The organism is Amycolatopsis sp. MJM2582 (assembly GCF_000754115.1).
Taxonomy (GTDB): domain Bacteria; phylum Actinomycetota; class Actinomycetes; order Mycobacteriales; family Pseudonocardiaceae; genus Amycolatopsis; species Amycolatopsis japonica.
This window is the reverse complement of the sequence record NZ_JPLW01000007.1, coordinates 642,196-662,077: the sequence shown is the minus strand read 5'-3', so window position 1 is coordinate 662,077 and position 19,882 is coordinate 642,196. Positions and strand designations below refer to the sequence as shown.

Annotated in this window: 16 protein-coding genes; 7 read left to right on the top strand and 9 right to left on the bottom strand. The window is 68.7% G+C overall.

Features of this window, described 5'->3' with window-relative positions:
* Positions 1–17: 17 nt before the first annotated feature.
* Both ED92_RS37500 and ED92_RS37495 read right to left on the bottom strand, forming a co-directional pair.
* Entirely contained in the window at positions 18–455 is a 438-nt protein-coding gene (locus tag ED92_RS37500) for a hypothetical protein (protein WP_037346884.1), read from the bottom strand.
* Positions 456–469: 14 nt separating this feature from the next.
* Complete coding sequence (locus tag ED92_RS37495; RefSeq protein ID WP_037346883.1) at positions 470–1,807, bottom strand: LVIVD repeat-containing protein; 1,338 nt, start codon at positions 1,805–1,807, stop codon at positions 470–472.
* 118 nt (positions 1,808–1,925) lie between these two features.
* Between ED92_RS37495 and ED92_RS37490 the strand changes: the two genes are divergently transcribed.
* Entirely contained in the window at positions 1,926–3,362 is a 1,437-nt protein-coding gene (locus tag ED92_RS37490; RefSeq protein WP_162836914.1) for an ABC transporter substrate-binding protein, read from the top strand.
* Here the strand turns inward: ED92_RS37490 and ED92_RS37485 are convergent.
* Positions 3,342–4,241: a LysR family transcriptional regulator gene (locus ED92_RS37485; RefSeq protein ID WP_037346882.1), complete on the bottom strand. Its 900-nt coding sequence runs from the start codon at positions 4,239–4,241 to the stop codon at positions 3,342–3,344. The two genes, ED92_RS37490 and ED92_RS37485, sit on opposite strands and share 21 nt — an antisense overlap.
* 71 nt (positions 4,242–4,312) lie before the next feature.
* On the opposite strand from ED92_RS37485, the gene ED92_RS37480 reads away from it, so the two are divergent.
* On the top strand, positions 4,313–5,347 hold the full coding sequence (locus ED92_RS37480; protein ID WP_037346880.1) for an SDR family oxidoreductase: 1,035 nt from the start codon (positions 4,313–4,315) through the stop codon (positions 5,345–5,347).
* A 242-nt stretch (positions 5,348–5,589) separates the two neighbouring features.
* Here the strand turns inward: ED92_RS37480 and ED92_RS37475 are convergent, their stop codons facing one another.
* Complete coding sequence (locus ED92_RS37475) at positions 5,590–6,330, bottom strand: SDR family oxidoreductase (RefSeq protein WP_037346879.1); 741 nt, start codon at positions 6,328–6,330, stop codon at positions 5,590–5,592.
* Between the two features lie 186 nt (positions 6,331–6,516).
* Positions 6,517–6,906 (bottom strand): hypothetical protein, encoded by a 390-nt coding sequence (locus ED92_RS43540; RefSeq protein ID WP_235213476.1) that lies wholly within the window; start codon positions 6,904–6,906, stop codon positions 6,517–6,519.
* Between the two features lie 177 nt (positions 6,907–7,083).
* Between ED92_RS43540 and ED92_RS37465 the strand changes: the two genes are divergently transcribed.
* Positions 7,084–8,172, top strand: a complete 1,089-nt coding sequence (locus ED92_RS37465) for a substrate-binding domain-containing protein (protein ID WP_037346874.1) — start codon at positions 7,084–7,086, stop codon at positions 8,170–8,172.
* 70 nt (positions 8,173–8,242) lie between these two features.
* Here the strand turns inward: ED92_RS37465 and ED92_RS37460 are convergent, their stop codons facing one another.
* The 3 genes from ED92_RS37460 to ED92_RS37450 form a co-directional block, all read right to left on the bottom strand.
* The gene (locus ED92_RS37460) at positions 8,243–10,135 is read right to left on the bottom strand and encodes a S8 family serine peptidase (protein WP_037346872.1); all 1,893 of its coding nucleotides are present in this window, start codon (positions 10,133–10,135) and stop codon (positions 8,243–8,245) included.
* Between the two features lie 207 nt (positions 10,136–10,342).
* Positions 10,343–11,227: a sortase gene (locus ED92_RS37455; protein WP_037346871.1), complete on the bottom strand. Its 885-nt coding sequence runs from the start codon at positions 11,225–11,227 to the stop codon at positions 10,343–10,345.
* Positions 11,224–13,572, bottom strand: coding sequence for a hypothetical protein (locus tag ED92_RS37450; RefSeq protein ID WP_235213475.1), 2,349 nt, complete (start codon positions 13,570–13,572; stop codon positions 11,224–11,226). Before ED92_RS37450 ends, ED92_RS37455 begins: the two co-directional genes overlap by 4 nt.
* Before the next feature lie 185 nt (positions 13,573–13,757).
* On the opposite strand from ED92_RS37450, the gene pstC reads away from it, so the two are divergent.
* The 4 genes from pstC to ED92_RS37430 are packed head-to-tail and all read left to right on the top strand — an operon-like array spanning position 13,758 to position 18,251.
* Positions 13,758–14,747: a phosphate ABC transporter permease subunit PstC gene (gene pstC, locus ED92_RS37445; RefSeq protein WP_037346868.1), complete on the top strand. Its 990-nt coding sequence runs from the start codon at positions 13,758–13,760 to the stop codon at positions 14,745–14,747.
* Positions 14,744–15,877: a phosphate ABC transporter permease PstA gene (gene pstA, locus ED92_RS37440; protein WP_037346866.1), complete on the top strand. Its 1,134-nt coding sequence runs from the start codon at positions 14,744–14,746 to the stop codon at positions 15,875–15,877. The genes pstC and pstA overlap by 4 nt, the downstream gene beginning before the upstream one ends.
* A 50-nt stretch (positions 15,878–15,927) precedes the next feature.
* Positions 15,928–16,719: a phosphate ABC transporter ATP-binding protein gene (locus tag ED92_RS37435; RefSeq protein ID WP_200882796.1), complete on the top strand. Its 792-nt coding sequence runs from the start codon at positions 15,928–15,930 to the stop codon at positions 16,717–16,719.
* A complete protein-coding gene (locus tag ED92_RS37430) occupies positions 16,716–18,251 on the top strand; it encodes a substrate-binding domain-containing protein (RefSeq protein WP_037346863.1) in 1,536 nt (511 codons plus the stop codon). Before ED92_RS37435 ends, ED92_RS37430 begins: the two co-directional genes overlap by 4 nt.
* Before the next feature lie 259 nt (positions 18,252–18,510).
* On the opposite strand, the gene ED92_RS37425 is transcribed toward ED92_RS37430, so the two are convergent.
* Positions 18,511–19,764: an HNH endonuclease signature motif containing protein gene (locus ED92_RS37425; RefSeq protein WP_037347037.1), complete on the bottom strand. Its 1,254-nt coding sequence runs from the start codon at positions 19,762–19,764 to the stop codon at positions 18,511–18,513.
* Between the last annotated feature and the right edge of the window lie 118 nt (positions 19,765–19,882).

The window sequence follows — 19,882 nt, the reverse complement described above, 5'->3', positions numbered from 1 at the left end:
GTTCCGCCACAGAACCGTTACATGGTTGTCGAAGTCAGGAAGGCCTGTTCGGACCCGTCCGCGACGAACGCGGTCCGCGCCTTGCCGTTCATGGGCAGCTCACAGGAAAGCCATTTCACCCCGGACGGGAAAAGCCCTTTCAAGGGCTCGGGCACCGCCGGGGAACCGGCCTGGCATTTGTAACCGTCCAGCACCTTCGCGACGGCCTCGGGACGCAGCTTCACCACCGCGGACAGCCGGAAGTCGGACGGCCCCGGCGCCGCGACCCGCCCTTCGGAGGCGCCCATCCGCTCCTCGACCCAGGACGCCTGGACGATCTCGCCGACCTCCGGGAACGTCTCGGCGACCGGCGCCGGATCGGTGTGGACGGCCACTTCCTTCGGCGGGACCGGGTCACAGGCCGCGATCAGGACGATCGCGGCCGTGACTCCCAGCATCTTCCCCATGGTGCGCATGGGGACATCTTGGCTCAGGCGGTGAGCTTCAGGATGTCGATTCCGCGAGTGTTGTCGGCGACATAGACGTAACCCTTGTGCCAGTACGGCGCCCACGCGCTGGCGTCGGCCGGGCGGAAGTAGGCGATCTGCTTCGGGTCGGTCGGGTCGCTGACGTCGAGGAAACGCGTGCCCTGCGTGTAGAACGACTGCACGAGGACCTTGCCGCGGACGTCGAAGTAGTGCGCGGAGCAGTCACCCGTGGTCGGGTCGCTGCCTTCCTGCCCGGCGACGCTCCAGGTGCCGACGGACTTGAGACGGAACGGCTTGTCCGGCGTCGAGCGCCAGCCTTCGCCGTTGTAGGAGTTCTGCAGCGACGAGATCGTCAGCACGCCGTCACCGGCGCAGCCGTCGAGGAAGCTCTCTTCGGTGGCGTAGATCAGGTCGCGACCGCGCCAGCGGTTCGAGTCGGCACCGTCGGCCGAGCGGTGTCCCGCCGGGTGGAAGCTGTTGTGCATGAACTTCGACGGCGCCGCCGTCTCCTCGATCCCGCCGCCCGCGTACGGCACCGGGTCGAACGCCGTCGCGCGACGGACCTTGCCCTGCAAGGGATCGCGGTGGTAGCCGTTGGTCCAGTAGCCGCGGACGCCACCGCGCCCGGACACCCACGCCACGCCCTCGTCGTCCACCTGGACGTCGTGCACGTAGTCGGTCTTGCCGTCGTTGCGCGCGAGTTCGATCGGGTTCGGGAACGTCTTCGGGTTGCGCGGATCGCGGATGTCGGTCACCCAGATCGGGCGGCCGCCCCAGTCCGCGGGCTGGTTCGCGGCCTTCGCGGGGCCGCCGGTCCAGAGGTACCGGCAGTCGTCGACGCAGCTGGTCGTGTGGCCGGCGGGCACCTTGGTGTAGCTCAGGATCGCCGGTTTGTCCGGGTTCTTCAGGTCGATGATGTAGATACCGGACTCGCCGGTCTGCGTGGTGCCGCCGTAGGCCCGCGGGTCCCGCGCGAGGAAGACGAGCTTGCGCTTGACGTCGACCTCGGTGTCTTCGGTCTCCCACAGGCCGGGGAGGCTGACCTCGCCGATCAGCTTCGGGGCGGTGGGGTTCTTCGTCAGGTCGTAGACCTTCAGGCCGAACTCGCCGGAGACCGCCATGACGTCACGTTTGCCGTACTGCAGGAACCCCATGGCGATGGCGCCTTGCGCGTCGGGCACGTTGCCGACGGCCTTGACGTTCTTCACCGCGCCGGGCGCACCGGCGACCCGGACCTTCTCACTGGCCGGTTTGTCCTCTTCGCCGCAGGCCGCGGCGGGCAATCCGGTGGCGATCAAGGTCGCGGTGACCGTGGTGAGCGCCAAACACGAACGGAGCAACCAGTTTCCTCGCACAGAAACCTCCCAGGCTGGTCCCCGCACCCTATGATCGCCACTTTGCCCGCACAACCGCCATTGGTTGTGGGACTGCTCGGTGCGGGACTGCTAAGACATCCTCATGCGCTTGCGTCTTCTGGCCCCGCTCCTCGCCGCCGCCCTGGTCGCGGCGGGCTGCACCGAATCCGGCGAACCGCCCGCACCGGACGTTCTTCGCGTGGGCCTGGCCGCCCCGGCGACCCTGCTGCCCGCGGACGTCCGCGACCAGTCCGGACGAATGGTCACCGGCGCGCTGTGGACGCCGCTGGCCGACTACGACCCGGCGACGGGGAAGACGGCGCCGCGGGCGGCCGAATCGTTCTCCAGCCCCGACCGGGTCACATGGACGGTCAAGCTCAAGGACGGCGGGAAGTTCCACGACGGCACCCCGGTCACCGCGCAGTCCTATGTGGACACCTGGAAGGCGATCGGCGCGGAGCAGTGGCAGGCCTCCCGGGTCGTCAAGGAGCTCTTGCGGGCCAAGGAGATCACCGCATCCGACCCGCTGACCATCCGGCTCGTGCTCGACCGGCCGTCCGGGCAGGTTCCGGCGCTGCTCTCGTCGCCCGCGCTGGTCCCGCTGCCCGCTTCCGCGCTGGCTTCGCGTGATTGGGCGGGCTTCGCGCAACGGCCGGTCGGCAACGGGCCGTTCCGGCTGGACAGCGCGTGGCAGCCGTCGGGCGGCAAACTGGTCCGGGTCGCCGACGCGCCGGGCAAGGCGCGGACGGTCGAACTGAAGACCGGCGACGCGGCGGCACAGTACGACGAGGTCAAGGCCGGGGAACTCGACCTCTCCACCTTCGTCCCCGGCGATCGCCACGAGGCCATGCACGCGGATTTCGCGCAGCGGCACGTGATGTGGGCCCTGCCCACCGTCGCCTACCTCGGCTTTCCCTTGAGCGCGCCGCATTTCTCCGACGCGACCGTCCGGCACGGCTTCGGGCTCGGCATCGACCGCGCGGCACTGGAGGCCGGCGCGCTCGGCAAGCAGGTGGATCCGGCGAAGTCGCTGCTGCCGCCCGCCGTCGCCCCTGGCGAGCGCAGCAGCACGTGCCGTCCCTGCACTTTCGACGCCGGAGCCGCGAAATCCTTGCTGACCCAGGCGGAGTTCCCGGCCACTCCGGTCCACTTCGGACAGTCGCAGGCGAGCTGGCTTCGCCCGCTCGCGGAGCAGGTCGGCAAGGCCGTCGGCGTCCCGCTCGCCCCGGAACCGGGGCAGGGACCGTTCGCGATCGACGTTGCCCTGACGACACCGAGCCCGCAGGAAGTGCTTGCCGAGATCGTGAAGGCGACGGGCTACCAGAGCGACGGATTCGCCGACCTGCTGAAATCAGCCGAAGAGACCGACTCCGCCGAGAGCGGCGAGGTCTACCGGCTGGTGGAGAACCAGTTGCTGCGGGATCTCCCGGTCGTCCCGCTGTGGTCCGGGCACGGGCACGCCGTCTGGGCGGACCGCGTCGGCGACGTCAAGGCGACGGCGTTCGGCGGCGTGGACCTCTCAGGGGTTTCCGTGCGGTGACCCGAGCGTGCATTTCCCCGCGACGACGTCGATGAAGGCCGAGGTCAGCGGGTCGGGAGTGCTGCGGCAATAGGCGGCGAGCGTGCGGTGGATCGCCGGCTCTGGCCGCAGGACGCGGCCGTGGAAACCTTCGGGCAGCACGTTGGCGGGCACCAGCGCGGGACCGAGACCCGCGGCCGCGAGCAGCGGGGCCGCGGCGCTCTGCTCGGTGCGGACCGCTGCCCTCGGCTGGAATCCCGCCGCGGCGCAGGCCTGGTCGACGAGGTCGGCAAGGCCGTTGCCCGGCGCGTAGTGCACCCACGCGCAGTCGGCGAGGGTCGCCAGATCGACGACGCCGGTGCCGTCGTCCTCGCGCGGCCCGTCGATCGGCAGGACGACGACGAACTCCTCGAGCCCGAGTTCGCGCACCGGCCCGTCCCAGTCCGGCGGGACCGGGCCGACCGCGACGTCGGCCTCCCCCGCCGCCATCGCTTCCCGAAGTTCGTCCGCGTGCCGGAACTCCACCAGCCGCACGTCGACGTCGGGCCGCTCCCGGCGCCACACCCGCAACGCGGCGGGGAGGACCCCGAGGCCGACCGAGTAGACCGTGGCGATCTGCAGTTCCCCGGCTTCCAGTCCCGACGCCTGTCGTGCCGCGCACCGCGCGCGTTCGGCGTCGGCGAGGGTGGCGCGGGCGTGCGGCAACATGGCACGGCCCATCGGGGTGAGCCGGACGCTGCGCGGCAGCCGTTCGAGCAGCGGGCCTCCGACGCCTTTCTCCAGCGCGCGCACCTGATGCGAAAGCGCGGGCTGCGTCACGTGCAGCAACTCGGCCGCCCTGGTGAAGGAGCCGGTGTCGACGACGGTCACCAGGTATTCGAGCTGCCGCAGACTGGTCATGAAGAGAGTTTATCGGAGCGGTGAGATCTATGCCTTGGACTTATCGCGTGAGCAGGTCCAGGCTCGGAGACATGAACGAAGAACGCAAGGTCGCCCTGGTCGCCGGGGCCAACGGGGTCATCGGCAAGAACCTGATCGCCTACCTGGAGACCCTGCCGGGCTGGCGCGTCATCGGCCTGTCGCGGCGCGGCGGCCCCGGCCGGATCGCGGTCGATCTGCTCGACGCGGACGACACCCGCGCGAAGCTCGGCGGCCTGGACGACGTCACACACGTGTTCTACGCGGCCTATGTCGACAAGCCGACCTGGGCCGAACTGGTCCCGCCGAACCTGGCGATGCTGACCAACCTCGTCGACGCGATCGAACCCGTCGCGACCGGCCTGCGGCACATCAGCCTCATGCAGGGCTACAAGGTCTACGGCGCCCACCTCGGCCCGTTCAAGACCCCGGCACGGGAGGACGACGCCGGGCACATGCCGCCCGAGTTCAACGTGGACCAGCAGCAGTTCCTGGAGCGGCGCCAGGCCGGAAAGCCCTGGACGTGGTCGGCGATCCGGCCGTCGGTCGTCGGCGGGACCGCGCTGGGCAACCCGATGAACCTGGCGCTGGCCATCGCGGTCTACGCGTCGATCTCGAAGGAACTCGGCCTGCCGCTGCGGTTCCCGGGCAAACCCGGCGCGTACGACAGTCTCCTGGAGATGACCGACGCCGGACTGCTGGCGAAGGCCACCGTCTGGGCCACCGGTTCGGAGAACGAGGCGTACAACATCGCGAACGGGGATCTGTTCCGGTGGAACGACCTCTGGCCGCGGATCGCGCGCTACTTCGACCTGGAGGTGGCGCGGCCGCTGCCGATGTCGCTGGACGTCGTCATGGCGGACAAGGAAGAACTCTGGACGTCGATCGCCGCGAAGTACCGCCTCGAAGTGCCGTACAGCGCCGTTTCGTCGTCGTGGGCGTTCGCGGACTTCGTGTTCGGCTGGGACTACGACATGTTCGCGGACGGCTCGAAGGCGCGGCGCGCCGGTTTCCACGAGTACGCCGAGACGCCGGAGATGTTCTTCCGGCTGTTCGACGAGTTCCGCAAGGCGAAGGTGATCCCGTGAGGCGCTCGTGAGCTGCTGAGATCGTTCTAGCGAGGGGCGAGTCAAGGTGGCGTGTTGGAGCCGGCGGTGCGACCGGGCTCGCCACCGAGGCCTAGACCCCTCAGACTATCCAAAAAGGACACTCGTCGAGATCGTCGGGTCTGATTTGATCACTTTGCGCAGTATTGTCCGGGGGTCGTGAGTGGTAATGGTCGTTCTAACCCTCTTTACCACTCACGACAGGCGTAACCTGGCCGGAAAAGCTAGCCGCGCCCGATGTACGGCATCGCGGTCGCCGTGACGGTCAGAAACTGGACGTTCGCGTCCAGCGGCAGCCCGGCCATGTACAGCACGGCGTCCGCGACGTGCCGCGCGTCGAAGGTCGGCTCGGCCTTGACGCTGCCGTCGGCCTGCGGGATCCCGTCGGCCATCCGCAGCGTCATCTCGGTGGCCGCGTTGCCGATGTCGATCTGTCCACATGCGACATTCCAGGCGCGGCCGTCGAGGGAGATCGACTTCGTCAGCCCGGTGACCGCGTGTTTCGTCGCGGTGTAGGCGACGGACGCGGGACGCGGGGCGTGCGCGGAGATGGAACCGTTGTTGATGATCCGGCCACCGCGCGGATCCTGCGCCTTCATCAGCCGCACGGCCTGTTGCGCGCACAGGAACATCCCGGTCAGATTGGTGTCGACGGTGCGTTTCCAGTCCGCGAAGGACAGTTCGTCGACGGTCCCGCCCACGGACACGCCCGCGTTGTTCACCAGGAGGTCCAGCCGCCCCCACCGGGCGCGGACCGTTTCGAACAGCGCCGCGACGGAATCGGGGTCGCCGACGTCGGTGGGTACGGGAAGCGCGTCCGCCGCGCCGTCGGCGGTCTCGGCCAGCGCGTCCGCGCGGCGGCCGGCGAGGGCGACCCGGTAGCCGTCGCCGAGCAACGCGCGGGAGATCTCCCTGCCGAGCCCGGAACCCGCCCCGGTGACGACCGCGATCCTGCCGTTGCCCATCGATCCTCCTCGCAGACCGTGCCGGAGCGGACCGGCTCGGTGATTTTTTTCCGATTACCCGCGTCCGTTCAGGCTAGCGCGCCGCCGCCGGGGGAAAACGTTCACCCGTCGGCCGTCGCGCCTTAAGCGGATCCGGTAACCCCTTCACCACATGGCGGCGATTCACGGGATGTGACCAGGGGGAATTCAGTAGCGAAGAATCCACGCTTTCAACTCGTCCAGACCGGCGAGCAGACCCTGCGATGGCGGCTGCTCGGCGGCAACAACGTGTCGCTGGGATCGGCGCCCGAAGACTATCCGCGAGCCGAGGAATGCCTTGTCGCGATCGCTTGGCTCAGCACGCATATTTCCGAACTGACCAGCGATTTCAGTCATCTCAGCGGCGGCCGCTGGCGCTGGCGCCTGCACACCGGCGACCGGCTCGTCGCGATCGCCAGCCACGCCTACGGAAGACGTATCGAGGCGCAGCGCGGCCTCGACCGGTTCCGCTCGGCCACCACCGAAGCGTCCATCGGCGAAGGAATCGAGACGATAGCCGATTGGCGCCGGAAATACCGTCGCGATTCCGGCGGACATTCACCGAATCGTTCTCCGTGACGGCCGATCACGGAAAGTGCGTTCCCCGGAGATTAACCACCATGACGTCGGGCGGGAACGCGAAGCACCGCCGCCGGACAGTGTCGCGGAGCGAGGATTGTGCCAAGTCACGGAATCCCGCGACTACTTGGGGACTAGAGAAAGAGTGCAAACAAGATGCGTGCTCGTACCACTCGGTTTCTCGGCGCCACCGCGATCGCCGCGTGTGCCTGCCTCACCCTGACCGGCACCGCCTCGGCGGTCGCCCCCGCCAACGGCCTTTCCGAGGTCATCGCCGCGGCGGGCTCGGACACCACCGTCGACATCACCGGCGCGATCCTGGCGAACGCGAACGGCGGCGCCTGGAACAGCGACCCCGACAACTTCGTCAACGTGCCGCCGCTGCTGTCCGGCACCCAGACCTTCACCGTCCCGGCCGACCCGTTCGCCGACGAGGTGGTCTACAGCGCCGGCAACCCGGCCCCGAACGGTTCCTCGCAGGGCAAGGCCGCGCTGAAGGCCTCCGCCGAAGCGGGTGACGGCAAGATCGACATCGCGCGGTCGTCCTCGGCCCGCGGCTCGTCCGACCCCGGCACCTTCGAGTACTTCGCCTTCGCCACCGACGGTGTCACCTGGGCCTCGTCGGCCACCGGTTCGGGCGCGGGCCTGACCCTCACCCTGGCGCAGCTGCGCGGCATCTACGACGGCTCCATCACCAACTGGAACCAGGTCGGCGGCGCCAACTCCCCCATCAAGGTCTACCTGCCGCAGACCGGTTCCGGCACGCTGAGCTTCTTCACCGGTACCGTCCTCGGCTTCGACCCGACCACCAAGCCGGTCACCATCAAGCGCTTCCAGGAGCACGACGGCAACTCCATCCCGGCCGCCGACCGCGCCACCGCCATCGCGCCGTTCTCCATCGCGCAGTGGATCGCGCAGGGCAACACGGTCGTCGCCGACAAGCGGGCGGGTTTCACCGTCAACCCGCTGACCGGTGCCGGCTTCAACGGCTCCCCGGTCGCCGGTTCCGCGGGCAACTACACCCCGGCGTTCACCACCGCGTTCCTGGGCTCGCGCAGCGTCTACAACATCGTCGACTCCCGCACCCCCAGCTACGACCAGGCCAAGCGCGCCGTCGGCTTCGACGACGGTGACACGGCCTCGACGGCCAGCCCGCTGTGCGGCGGCCAGCTCGCCACCACCATCAAGCGGTACGGCTTCCTGACCGTGTCGGGCCCGAACGGCCTGTCCTGCGTCAAGTCCTGACCCCTCCTAGCGCGTGAAGGCCCCCTTCCCTCTGCTGAGCCGAGGGAAGGGGGCCTTCACGCGGGAAGTGCTACTTGGGGGCGACGCCCAGCGCGGCGAGCGCCGGGCCGGTCATGATGACGCCCGCGCCGGTGACCGGGTCGAAACCGGGGGCACCGAGGTCGATCGCGGTCGACACGAGCGCGTTCCGGATCTCCGCCGGGGTCGCGGCCGGCTTGCCCTGCTTCAGCAGCGCGGCGATCGCGGCGGCGCTCGGCGCGGCGGCCGAGGTCCCGAAGAACGGCTGGAAACCGCTCACCGAGGTCGCGACGCCGTCGGCCGCGGTGATGTCCGGCTTGTTGCGCGTCGCACCACCGGTCGAGGACACGTTGCCGGGGGTGATCACCGAACCGTCCGGGTTGTAGAACTGGTGACGGCGACCGTCCGAAGTGAACCGCTCCCACTTGCTGGCGGAGGTGAACAGACCCGGGTACGGACCGGCCGGGTTCGCCGGGTCACCGGTCTCGAGCGCGCGGCCGAAGGCACCGGCGGCCGGGGCGGCCGCGACGCTGAAGGCGTTGACGGCCGCCGAGTGGCCGGAGGTGACACCGTTGGTGCTGAAGGCTTTCAGCGCACCCGAGGTGACGAAGCGGCCGCGGATCACGTTGAGCGCGATGAACCGGTCGGAGCCGCTGTACTTGACCACGGCGACCTTGAAGCCCGAGCCGCTGGCCGGGACCTGGGCGATCTCGTACGGGTTCTGGGTGCCGTTCTGCGAGCCCTCGCTGGAGGCGACGACCGAACCGGACGAGTTCAGGACGAACAGGTCGTAGTCGCTGGTGGCCTTGCCCCACGGGTCGGACCAGAACAGGGTGACGTAGCGGCCGACCGAGTTCGGCGACAGCGCGTTGTACAGCTGGGTCGTGGTGCTCGGGTCGAAGTCGTGCGGCGTGCCGGTGATCCCGGAGATCTTGCTGCTGGAGCCGCGGAAGTCGCCCTCGTAGTAGCCGCTGGTGCCGTCGGTCAGGTTGCCCGAGTTCCCCGCGGAGGAGAAGTAGAGCACGCCGGCCGCGGTCACGTCGTTGACGGCCTGCGCGACCGGGCCGTCCTGGAACGGCGACTCGTCGAAATAGGACACGTCGTCGACGATGATCGTGCACTTGCCGGTGGTGCGCAGGGCGCGGATGTTGTCGGCGAAGCTCTGCTCGCTGGTGAACGCGGTGGCGAAACCGAGCGCGGCGCCGGGCGCCATGTCGTGGATGATCTCCAGCATCGCGGTGCCCTCGTCACCGCTGCCCGCCTGGCCGGGGAGGACGTCGACGGCGGGGAGCTCGCCCGCGGTCTGCGACGCCTTCAGGGATTTGATGCCGTCGGAAAGCACGCAGACCTTCTGGCCCGCGCCGGTGACGCCGTACTTGGTGCGGGCGGTGTCGTTGCCGTGCGCCTTGTCGCCCTCGGCGACCTGCAGCGCGGCGGCGGTCTGCTTGACCGCGGCCTGCCGCCGGTCCTGCTGCGCGGATTCGTTCCAGGTCATGGCCTGGGAAGCGGCCTTGACCTCGGCGACGTCCCCGCGTCCGGCGATCGCGTCGACGGCGTTCAGCGGGAGGTCGGCGCGGATCGCGCCGGCGGGAGAGGCGTAACGGACGGTGCCGCCCGCCGCCTTGACGGCGTCCACCAGGGACTGTCCGGCGCCCTTGATGTCCACCGCGACCGTGCCGGCGTCGCTGACACCCAGTCCGGTCCGGTATTCGGGCAGCTTGCCCGCCAGGCCCTTGTCGGCGCGCAGGCGCTTCTCGACGACAAGCTGGCTCGACTGCTTGCGCTCAGCCGGGGTGAGGCTCTTCTTGATGCTCTGCAGTGCGGTGATCCCGGCCTGCGTGCGCGCCTCCTCCGACGGTTGGGCGCCGGAAACCGCCGTCGACAGCAGCAAAGCGCCGACCGCGACCGGAACCGAGCATGTGACCACCCGGCTGAATCTGCTCATCGAAATCTCCCTGGCTTTTCAAAAGCACTGCCCACACGACACAGCCCGCAACAGGAATCCCTTCGGCCGCCCGAATGAATTACCCTGACCGGGTGTAATGGGGAGAATCTAAAGAGCGATCCGTGACGAGTCCACCGACCAAAGTCTGGATCGGGGGATGATCCACATCCTGGGAACGATTTCGGTCCGAAAAGACCGATATCCGGTTTACGCCCAGGCCGGGAACAGCCGCCACAACGCCAGCGCCGCGAGCGCGGCGAGAGTGAGCAGCACCGGCCCGGTGATGACATAGGTCGAAACCGGACGCCAACGGCGATAAAGGAATGTCGCCCCCGCCGCCGCGACCACGAATCCGCCGAAGGCCAGCACCAGCCCGGCCCACGCTTCGCCGTCGCCGGTGCGGCCGTCCTGCGCGTCCGCCCGGCCGTTCTGCGGGCTCGGCCGGAAGGGTCTGCCCTCCAGGACGGCGGTCACCACCGTCGCCTCCTCGGCGGCCAGCGGCCACCACGACGCCGACGTCACCAAGGTCAGCCGGTCGTTTTCGGTCTTGCCGTAGTCGGCGCCCTCGTCGAGGGGGCGGGTGGCCTTGCCGGTCACCCGGTAGACGGACTTGCCCTGCGTGGTCGCGACGACGATCTCGTCGCCCTTCTCCAGGGCGCCGAGCGAGCCGAACGGGCCGCCGAATCCGGCGTTCCGGGCGGCGATCACCGCGTTGCCCGGCTGCCCCAGCCCGGCCGTCCCCGGCACATGCCCTGGTCCGGACGCGGTTTCCCCGCTCGAAGCGCCCTCGATGACGACCTGCTGCACCTTGAGGGCGGGGATCTCCATGACCGCCACCGGCCTGCCGAACTCGACCGGTTTCGCGGGCGGCGCGGCACCGAAGAGGCTCTGGCTGGCACCCAGCGCCACGCCGATCTCACCCCGGATCTCGGTCAGGGCCTTCCGCTGATCACTCGACTGCAGCATCGGGCCCAGCGCGTAGACGACCAGCGCCAGCGCGACCAGGGTGGTGACCAGCCAGGCGAACACGACCGCGCCGATCCAGCCGGGACCGAACCGCAGGAATTGCCTTTCCTCCACTTCGGTGTTCACGCCGCGCCGCCCGGCTGCCTACGCCGCAGGAGAGCGGCCAACGCCCTCGTCAACCAGGACGGCACCGGCCTGCATGCCGCGAGATACGCCGTCGCGGACGGCAAGGTCGCCAGGATCACCAATGCCACCAACGGGATCAGGGCACCGAGCGCGCCTGCCCCGGCGAACTTCGGGATGTCGATCGATTCGGCGAGGTTCTTCGCCGCCGCCACGCTTTCGGGTGTCGGGGCGGCCGCCGGCGCGGGTCCGGTGGCGGCCGAGGGCGTACCGGCCGACGAGCCCGGACCGCCGGACGGGCCGGTGAGCGAGGCGTTGGACGCCTGCGTGGCCCCGTTCGCGCCCGGTGGCGGCGGATTCTTCGCCTCTTCCTTTTCCTGACAGGCCTTTTCGGCGGTCCCGGTGCCGATCTTGCCGACGCGTTCCGCGGCGGTCGCGGCCAATCCCGGGGTCAGCCGGGCCATTCCGGGCGGAAGCAACGCCTGCCCGAATCCGGCCGCGAGACCGGCGAACGCCTTCAGCTGGTCCTGCTTCTCCTTCATCGGCTTACAGGTCGCGTCGATCACCGGGTTGACCGGAACGGCCATGTACTCGACGAAGGTGAGCGGATAGGCGCCGTCCTTGGTGACGGTGCCGGGCTCGGCCGTCCCGTCGGGCCCGACCTTCATCGAATCGGCCGCCAGCTGCAGGCTCTGCTCGGTCGGCGCGACGAAGTTCCCCTTGCCGTCCGGGAGCGCCACCGGCGTCCAGCGGTTGACCGTCGCCGTCGCGAGATCGGTGATCACCCAGTTCAGGCAACCGCCCGCGCAGTCCGCGCCCCGGCCGACGACCGCGTTGTCCACGGTCTTGCGCACCGACAGCTGCCCGGTCTTCGCGTCGACGTTGTTCACCCGCGACTTGCCGGGATCGAGCGCGCTCAGATCGGAGATCACCCCGGGCGACTTCCCGCTCAGCTCGCCGAAATAGTCGGCGCCCAGCGCCGGGAAGACCCACGCCTCCGGCGCCGTGGTGGCGAGGAGCCTGCTCAGCGCGAACGGGACCGTCCCCGCCCCCGATTCCCCGGTCACCCCGAAGAAGTCCGGGTTTCCGCCGTATCCGGCCCGTCGGTTCACCGCGATCACGCCGGCGGGCTGGCCGTCCTTGATCGCCGAGAGCGCGGGATTGCGCTCGACCAGCGGCGAACCGTTCTTGAAGACGCCGCCCCGGCCGTTGGCGTCGGGGTTCTGCCCGCCCTTCGTGAACATGTGCGCCAGTTCGGCGGTGGTGAACGACATCGTGGTGGCGAGCTTCGAGCCGAGCGGGTTCCCTTCGTCGTTGACGTCGGTCGGCGACCAGCCGACCGCGGCGATCACCGCCGCGTTGACCCCGACGGGGACGTATTCCCTGGACCGCACCGTCTGGGCGGCCAGCGCGTTCCCGCTGCCGGTGATCAGGAGATCGGAGGTGCCCTTGTCGAACGCGGTCAGCCCGGTGTCCTCGGTCTCGCTCACGATGTTGGCGGGCTGATCGGCCTGGGTGGGCGCGCACAGCGCCTGGTTCCAGGCGACCGCGGCCCGGCCGAGCCGCTCCGGCATGCTGGCATTGAGCGTGTTCCGGCCGATCCCCTTGCAGCCCTTCACGCCGATCCCCGGCAGGTACGGGGTGAACTTGATCGACTCGTCGACCCAGGTCACGGTCTTGCCGGTCGCGTCCTGCGCGGTGATCTGGATCGTGACGGTGCAGGGATTGTTCTCGTCGCAGGTGAACGAATACTGCCTTCTGGTCTTCGCGCCGGTCACCGGATCGACGACGACGGGATTGTCCGCCCACGGCACCTTGGGGAATTTGTCGCCGGGATTCACCGCTTTTTCATAGGTGGTGTAAAGCGGGTCCCAGGCCACCGCGTGCGGGCGCAAGGTACCGCGTGGAATCGTCGTGTCGAAGACGATGTCGCCGGTCGTGCTGCTCCGCACCCTTTCCATCGACTGCATCCCCGCGGCCTTGCCGGTGAATTCGTCGCCGAATTCGTCCTGGCAGTAGGACTGCACCCGGGTGAGCAGGGTGCTGTCCTTGGGCCACGGCGGGACGTACACCTTCTTCATGAGGTTGTCCGGCACGTCTTTCGGGCAGATGACGAGCTTCGCCTTGGCCCCCTTGGGCAATCCCGAAAGCGTGATCCGCAGTGGATCGCCGTTCTGGACCGCCGAAAGATCGGCGGGTTCGGTCTTGAGCCGATACGGCGGATTCGCGGGCGCTTGCGCCTGCGCGGCGGGAACGGACACCCCCGCGACCGCGAGTATCCCGCAGAGCAGCACGATCCCGGCTCGTCTCGCGCGGAACAGGAACACGGACGACTCCCCAGATTTCACGGGATCCAACGTCCACGAGTCACCCGGCGGGGGTCAACGGGTCCCCCGCACTGATTCACACACGTCCCGTCGGGCGTTCTCCGTGTGGACACCTTTCCCGGGCGCGGGCACCACATACTGGCCGCATCGGGGGCGACGTGGTGTGCCCTCGACTCCTTACCCGCCAACACGAAGGAAGGCCGCTCGTGACCATCGCGCCACCCCGGCCCGACCCGTCGCCGCCCGGGGTCCCGGCGCGGCGGGTGATCACCGAAGTCCTGTCGCGGGCCGACCGCGCGTTCCGCCGCGTCACCACCGGCGCCGGGCTGACCATGCTGGCGATCCTCGTGGTCATCGGCTTCTTCCTCGTCTACCGGTCCGGGCCGGCGTTCGACTCCAGCGGTTTCGGCTTCTTCACCACGATCCGGTTCGATCCGGCTTCGGGTGTCCTCGGCGTACTCGGCCTGCTGTACGGGACGATCGTGGTGGCGCTGATCGCGGTCCTGATCGCGGTCCCGCTGAGCGTCCTGGCCGCACTGTTCATCACGGAATACTCCAGCGGGCGGATCCGCGGCTTCCTGACCGGGCTGGTCGACCTGCTCGCCGCGATCCCGAGTCTGCTGTACGGCCTGTGGGGGTTCGCCTTCCTCGGCCCCCAGATCGTGCCGGTCTCGTCGTGGCTCACCGAAAACCTCGGCTGGATCCCGGTGTTCTCGGCCAAGGAGAACGCGCTGTACATCCAGTCCATGTTCATCGCGGGTCTGGTGGTCTCGCTGATGGTCCTGCCGATCACGACCTCGGTGATCCGGGAGGTGTTCGCGCAGACACCGCCCGGGGAGAAGGAGGCGGCGCTCGCGCTGGGCAGCACGCGCTGGGGCATGGTCAAAACCGTGGTGCTGCCGTTCGGCCGCGGCGGCGTCATCGGCGGTTCGATGCTCGGGCTCGGCCGCGCGCTCGGCGAGACGATCGCCGTTTCCCTGCTGCTGCCGCAGGTTCCGGAGATCACGAAACATCTCGTCCAGTTCGGCGGCGCGACGATCTCCGGGTTCATCGCCAACAACTCCGGCGCGTCCGGGCTCGCGCTGTCCGGGCTGATGGCCGCGGGCCTGGTGCTGTTCGTGTTCACTCTGGCGACGAACTTCACCGCGTCGGTGATCATCTCCAAGAGCCGGTCCGGCGCGGGAGTGGACGCATGACCGCGACCATGACTCCCCCGGTGACCCCGCCTCGCAAGCTCGTCAAACGCCGCCCGTCGGAGACGACCAGGCAGGACCGGCTCGCGGCGCTCGGCTGCGCGGTGTCGGCCACGCTGCTCACCTGGTTCGTCATGCATCTGCTGCTGGATTCCCCCGGCTGGCTGGCCGACCTGATCGTCGCGTACCTGCTCTACCTGACGATGCTGTACCTGGTCACCCGAGACAGGCTGGGCAAGCTCGCCGCGTCCGACCGGCTCGTGTCCACCATCGTCGTCACCGGGGCGCTGGTCCTGCTCGCGCCGCTGCTGTCGCTGTTGATCTACATCGTCGCCGAGGGCGCGCCGTACCTGCGGCCGGGCTTCTTCACCCACGACATGTCCGCGGTCGCGCCGACCGATCCGGTGACCGACACCGGTGGTTTGCACGCCGTCGTCGGCACGCTCGAACAGACCGCGCTCACCCTCGTCCTCGTCGTCCCGCTGGGCGTGCTCACCGCGGTGTTCCTGAACGAGACGCGGTCGCGGTTCCGCCGCCCGGTGCGGATCATGGTCGACGCGATGAGCGGCCTACCGTCCATTGTGGCCGGTCTGTTCGTCTACGCGGCGTTGATCATCCCCGGTATCCAGGCGGGCGTGGGATTGTTCAGCTACAACGGGATGATGGCCACCCTCGCCTTGACGATGGTCATGCTGCCGACCGTCACCCGGACCGTGGACGTCGTGCTCCGGCTCGTCCCGGACGGCCTGCGCGAGGCGTCGCTGGCGCTCGGCGCGAGCCGGGCCCGCACGGTGTGGTCGGTGGTGCTGCCGACCGCCAGGACCGGCGTGACGACCGCCGTGATCCTCGGCATCGCCCGCGTGGCGGGGGAAACCGCGCCGCTGCTGTTCACCTCGTTCGGCGCGCTGGGCATGAACGCGAACCCGTTCTCCGATCCGCAGGAGAGCATCCCGCTGTTCATCTACCGCTTCATCAAGCAGCCGCTGGAGAACGTCCAGCAGCGCGGCTACGTCGGCGCGCTCGTACTGATCCTGCTCATCTTCGGCCTGTTCGCGATCGCCCGGGTGGTGGGCCGCGACCGGTCGAAACGCAAGGCGAAGAGAACCACCGTCAAGACACAGGAGAACCGGTGACCGACACTGAAGTGTCCTACGTGGACAGTCCGGCGCGCCCGCTGGTCGCACTGACCGGCGGGCCGCCGCCCGGCGCGGCGGAACTCGAGTCCCGCGAGATCGGTGCCTGGTTCGGTGACCGCCTGGTGCTCGAAGGGGTTTCGCTGCGGATGCCCGCCAAGGAGGTGACCGCGCTCATCGGCCCCTCCGGCTGCGGCAAGTCGACCTTCCTGCGCATCCTGAACCGGATGCACGAGCTGGTGCCGTCGGCGTCGCTGACCGGCGAGGTCCTGTTGGACGGCAAGGACATCTACGCCGACGGGACACGTCCGCAGCAGGTCCGGCTGCGGATCGGCATGGTGTTCCAGAAACCGAACCCGTTCCCGGCGATGTCCATTCGCGACAACGTGCTGGCCGGGCTGAAACTCGCCGGCGTCAAATGCGGTGACAAGGACGCGCTCGTCGAGCAGAGCCTGGAGCGGGCCGGGCTGTGGCGCGAGGTCCGCGACCGGCTCGGCTCCCCCGGCGGCGCGCTGTCCGGCGGGCAGCAGCAGCGGCTCTGCATCGCGCGGTCGCTGGCCGTGCAGCCGAACGTGCTGCTGATGGACGAGCCCTGCTCGGCGCTCGACCCGACGTCGACCCGGCGGATCGAGCAGACCATCGCCGAGATCGGGCACGAGGTGACGGTCGTCATCGTCACGCACAACATGCAGCAGGCCCAACGGGTTTCGGATCACTGCGCGTTCTTCCTCGCGGCCGAGAACGAACCCGGCCGGGTGATCGAACACGGGCCGACGGACACCATCTTCAACGCACCGTCGGACGAACGGACCTACGACTACGTGAACGGGCGATTCGGATGATCACGAGGCTGGCCGCGGTGATGGCGTTGCTGTTCTCGGTCTCCGTGGCGACCGCGCCCGGCGCGGCGGCGCTCACCAGGATCACCGGCTCCGGCTCCAGCTACGTCGGCCCGGCGATGAACGACTGGCAGAACGGCGCGACGTCACGCGGTATCCCGGTCAACTACTCGGCCAACAACTCCCCCGCCGGGGTCAACCAGTTCGGCGACCGGACCGTCGACTTCGCCGGGACCGAGGCCGAGGTGTCCTCGCTCATCGCGGCGGGCGGCGGCGGACTGTCCGCGCAGACCCGCGGCTACCAGTACGTCCCGGACGTCGCCGGCGCGATCGCGCTGATGTACAACGTCAACGACCAGGCCGGTAAACGCGTCGACTACCTGCACCTCAGCCGCGAGGCGATCGGCCGCATCTTCAGCCGGGACATCACCCGCTGGAGCGATCCCGCCATCACCGCGACCAACGGCGGGAAGTCCTTGCCCGATCAGCCCATCACCCTGGTCGGCCGGACCGGGCAATCGGGGACGACGGCGCTGTTCTACGACTTCATCGCGCACGCGGCACCCGATGCCTACAACCGGTTCGTCTCCCGCAACGTCGGGAACGGGATGGGGAACCTGCCCGCGGGCGTCCGCCCCATCCAGCTTCCCGGGCAGGGCCCGGACGCCGAGTGGTACCGGCTGCTCGCGGATTCCGACCAGATCGCGACGGCCATGGACAACGCGACCATCCCCTTCTCCATCGGCTACGACGAATTCGCCTACGCCCAGCGGTATCAGGTACCCGCGGCCTGGGTGCAGAACGGCGCGGGCCAGTACACGCAGCCCTACGCGGAGAACATCGCGGCCGCGTTGAAACACGCGGAACTGCGGCCGGACCTGAGCCAGAAACTGGACAAGGTCTACTCGAACACCGATCCGAAGTCGTATCCGATCTCGGCGTACTCGTACGTGATGATGCCGTGCACCAACGGCCGTGACACCTGCCGCGGCGGCTACGGCGACCAGGGCAAGACCGACACGATCACCGCCTTCCTCGAACACGTCGCCTGCGACGGCCAGATCAACATGGCCCGGATCGGCTACTCGCCGCTGCCGCCCAACCTGTCGCAGGAGATCATGAACTCCAACGCGCGGCTCACCGGGCAACCGGCGAAACAGCTGAACGCGGGCAACTGCGGCAACCCGACCTTCCACGGCAGCCTCGGCACCGGCGCGGCCAGCCCGCCCGATCCGCTGGTGACCGCCGGGATCATCGCCCCGGACGGCAAACCCAAAGCCGCCACCTCGGGCCCCAAGCCCTCCGCCGGTCCCGGCGCTGGTCCGGCCGTCGGCGACAAGACCGCGACCGCGACGGCGAACGCCGACGAGGAGTCGGCGGGCGGCGGCTCGAAGAACTGGCGGGAAGCCGCCCCGGCGTCCTACGACGAGGGCGGGTTCGGGGGCTTCGGCGGCTGGGCGGCGCTGGTGCTCTTCGTGGCGATCGTGACTCCTTTGGTGGTGCGCGGGGTGGTGAGGAAGGTGCGAGGGGCGTGAGTGGCCAGTCCCGGCCGCGCCGGGAATGCCGAGGGGCCCGTCGCCTGGGTGGCTGGCGGGCTCCTCGGGGTTCAAACGTGGTGCCGGGTTGGGCCTGAGGGGGTCAGGGTTTCGGGTGCCGGTGTTTCGGTCGTGACCGGTCCGGTCGCGATGGACTGTGTGGATTTTGGGACGTCAGATGTCCCAAAATCCACACAGTCACCGTCTGCGGGCATGACGAAGGGCCCGTCGCCTGGGTGACTGGCGGGCTCCTCGGCGTTCAAACGTGGTGCAGGGTGTTGCGCCTAGGTTTTCGAAGCGGGTCCCTGTATTGGGGTGGGATGAACTCCGGTAACCCGTCGGCCGCCATGCGGACTTCCCAGTCACCGTGGTGAATCAGCCGATGATGGAAGCTACACAGGAGAACTAGGTTCCGGAGGTCGGTGGGTCCTCCGTCTGCCCAGTGCTCAATATGATGAGCGTGGCAATTCTTCGGTTTCCGATGACACCCGGGGAAGGCACAACCACCGTCGCGGATGTTGAGTGCGCGTCGTTGACCGGGCGTGACGAATCTTCGGAGCCGCCCCATATCCAAGGGTTCACCCGAGGCGCTCATCACGACCGGCACCATCAGGCAATCGCAAGCCGCTAGCCGGGCTTCCCGAGCGGTCATCGTTCCCACGAAGTCGAGACAGGCGGTCCCGAGGCCGGATTTGAGTTCCTCGAGTCCGATGGTCACGTGGACGAGGGTCCGGTAACCGCTGGTACCCGGCTGATCAGGGCAGGCGATCGCCAGATCGAGCAACTCGGCCCAGGCGTCTCCCAGGCGTTCGCATTTCATCCGCAGATCCGCTTGGCCGAACTCGTCCACCAGCCGCGGCTGCGCATACGCCTCCAACGCCGCGGCGGTCCGGGCACCGGTCTCGTCATCGAGCAGACCGGTCAGCTTCCAGAACCCGTCCTTCCGACGCTCCAGAGTGACCTCGCGGCGTGGTTCTTTGGGTTCGGGGTCCTTGGGTTCGTTGCCGTCGGGGTTGAGCCAGCCCTGCAGTTTCGCTTCAGCCTTGGCGAGTTGGCGGGGACCGGCGTTCGGAGCAAGGTCAGCGAGGATCTTCTCCGCGCTCTCCCGATCCTCGGCAGAAGTATCGGCAGGGAGCCGTTTCAAGATCTCCAGGATCTGATCAATCCGCTCATCCCCGACCAGTCCCTGAGCGGCGACCGCGGCAGTCGCGGGAGCAACGGGCGGAACCTCGGTTCCGTCCAAGGCGCGGGTGGGGTTCAGGGCGAGCGCCCGCTTCACCACCGCGCCCGCCTCACCCCGCGACAGCCCCGCAATCTCCGCGAACCAACTGGCCGTACTCCCATGCCCATACAAGTCTTTAACGCCACGAGACTCGATCTCCGCCAGAAACCGCCCCAAACACGCGGTCGCCACCCGGATCATCTGCAACGACTGCAGCACACCATGAGCAAGCTCCAGCTTGCCAGCGCGCCACAACTCCTGCGGCAACTCGGGAAGAAAGGTCTCGGACACAACTCCATAATACCCCAACAAACCGAACATATGTTCGTAATTTTAAGCAACAATCAAAGAGCGCATTTACCACTGAAGGGTGATATCGGCAGAACGTGTCGTAACACCGCGCGCGGAA

Coding starts and splice junctions, on each gene's coding strand:
- ED92_RS37500 (WP_037346884.1), bottom strand. CDS start 455: ATGCGCACCATGGGGAAGATGCTGGGAGTCACGGCCGCGATCGTCCTG.
- ED92_RS37490 (WP_162836914.1), top strand. CDS start 1,926: ATGCGCTTGCGTCTTCTGGCCCCGCTCCTCGCCGCCGCCCTGGTCGCG.
- ED92_RS37485 (WP_037346882.1), bottom strand. CDS start 4,241: ATGACCAGTCTGCGGCAGCTCGAATACCTGGTGACCGTCGTCGACACC.
- ED92_RS37480 (WP_037346880.1), top strand. CDS start 4,313: ATGAACGAAGAACGCAAGGTCGCCCTGGTCGCCGGGGCCAACGGGGTC.
- ED92_RS37475 (WP_037346879.1), bottom strand. CDS start 6,330: ATGGGCAACGGCAGGATCGCGGTCGTCACCGGGGCGGGTTCCGGGCTC.
- ED92_RS43540 (WP_235213476.1), bottom strand. CDS start 6,906: ATGTCCGCCGGAATCGCGACGGTATTTCCGGCGCCAATCGGCTATCGT.
- ED92_RS37465 (WP_037346874.1), top strand. CDS start 7,084: ATGCGTGCTCGTACCACTCGGTTTCTCGGCGCCACCGCGATCGCCGCG.
- ED92_RS37460 (WP_037346872.1), bottom strand. CDS start 10,135: ATGAGCAGATTCAGCCGGGTGGTCACATGCTCGGTTCCGGTCGCGGTC.
- pstA (WP_037346866.1), top strand. CDS start 14,744: ATGACCGCGACCATGACTCCCCCGGTGACCCCGCCTCGCAAGCTCGTC.
- ED92_RS37430 (WP_037346863.1), top strand. CDS start 16,716: ATGATCACGAGGCTGGCCGCGGTGATGGCGTTGCTGTTCTCGGTCTCC.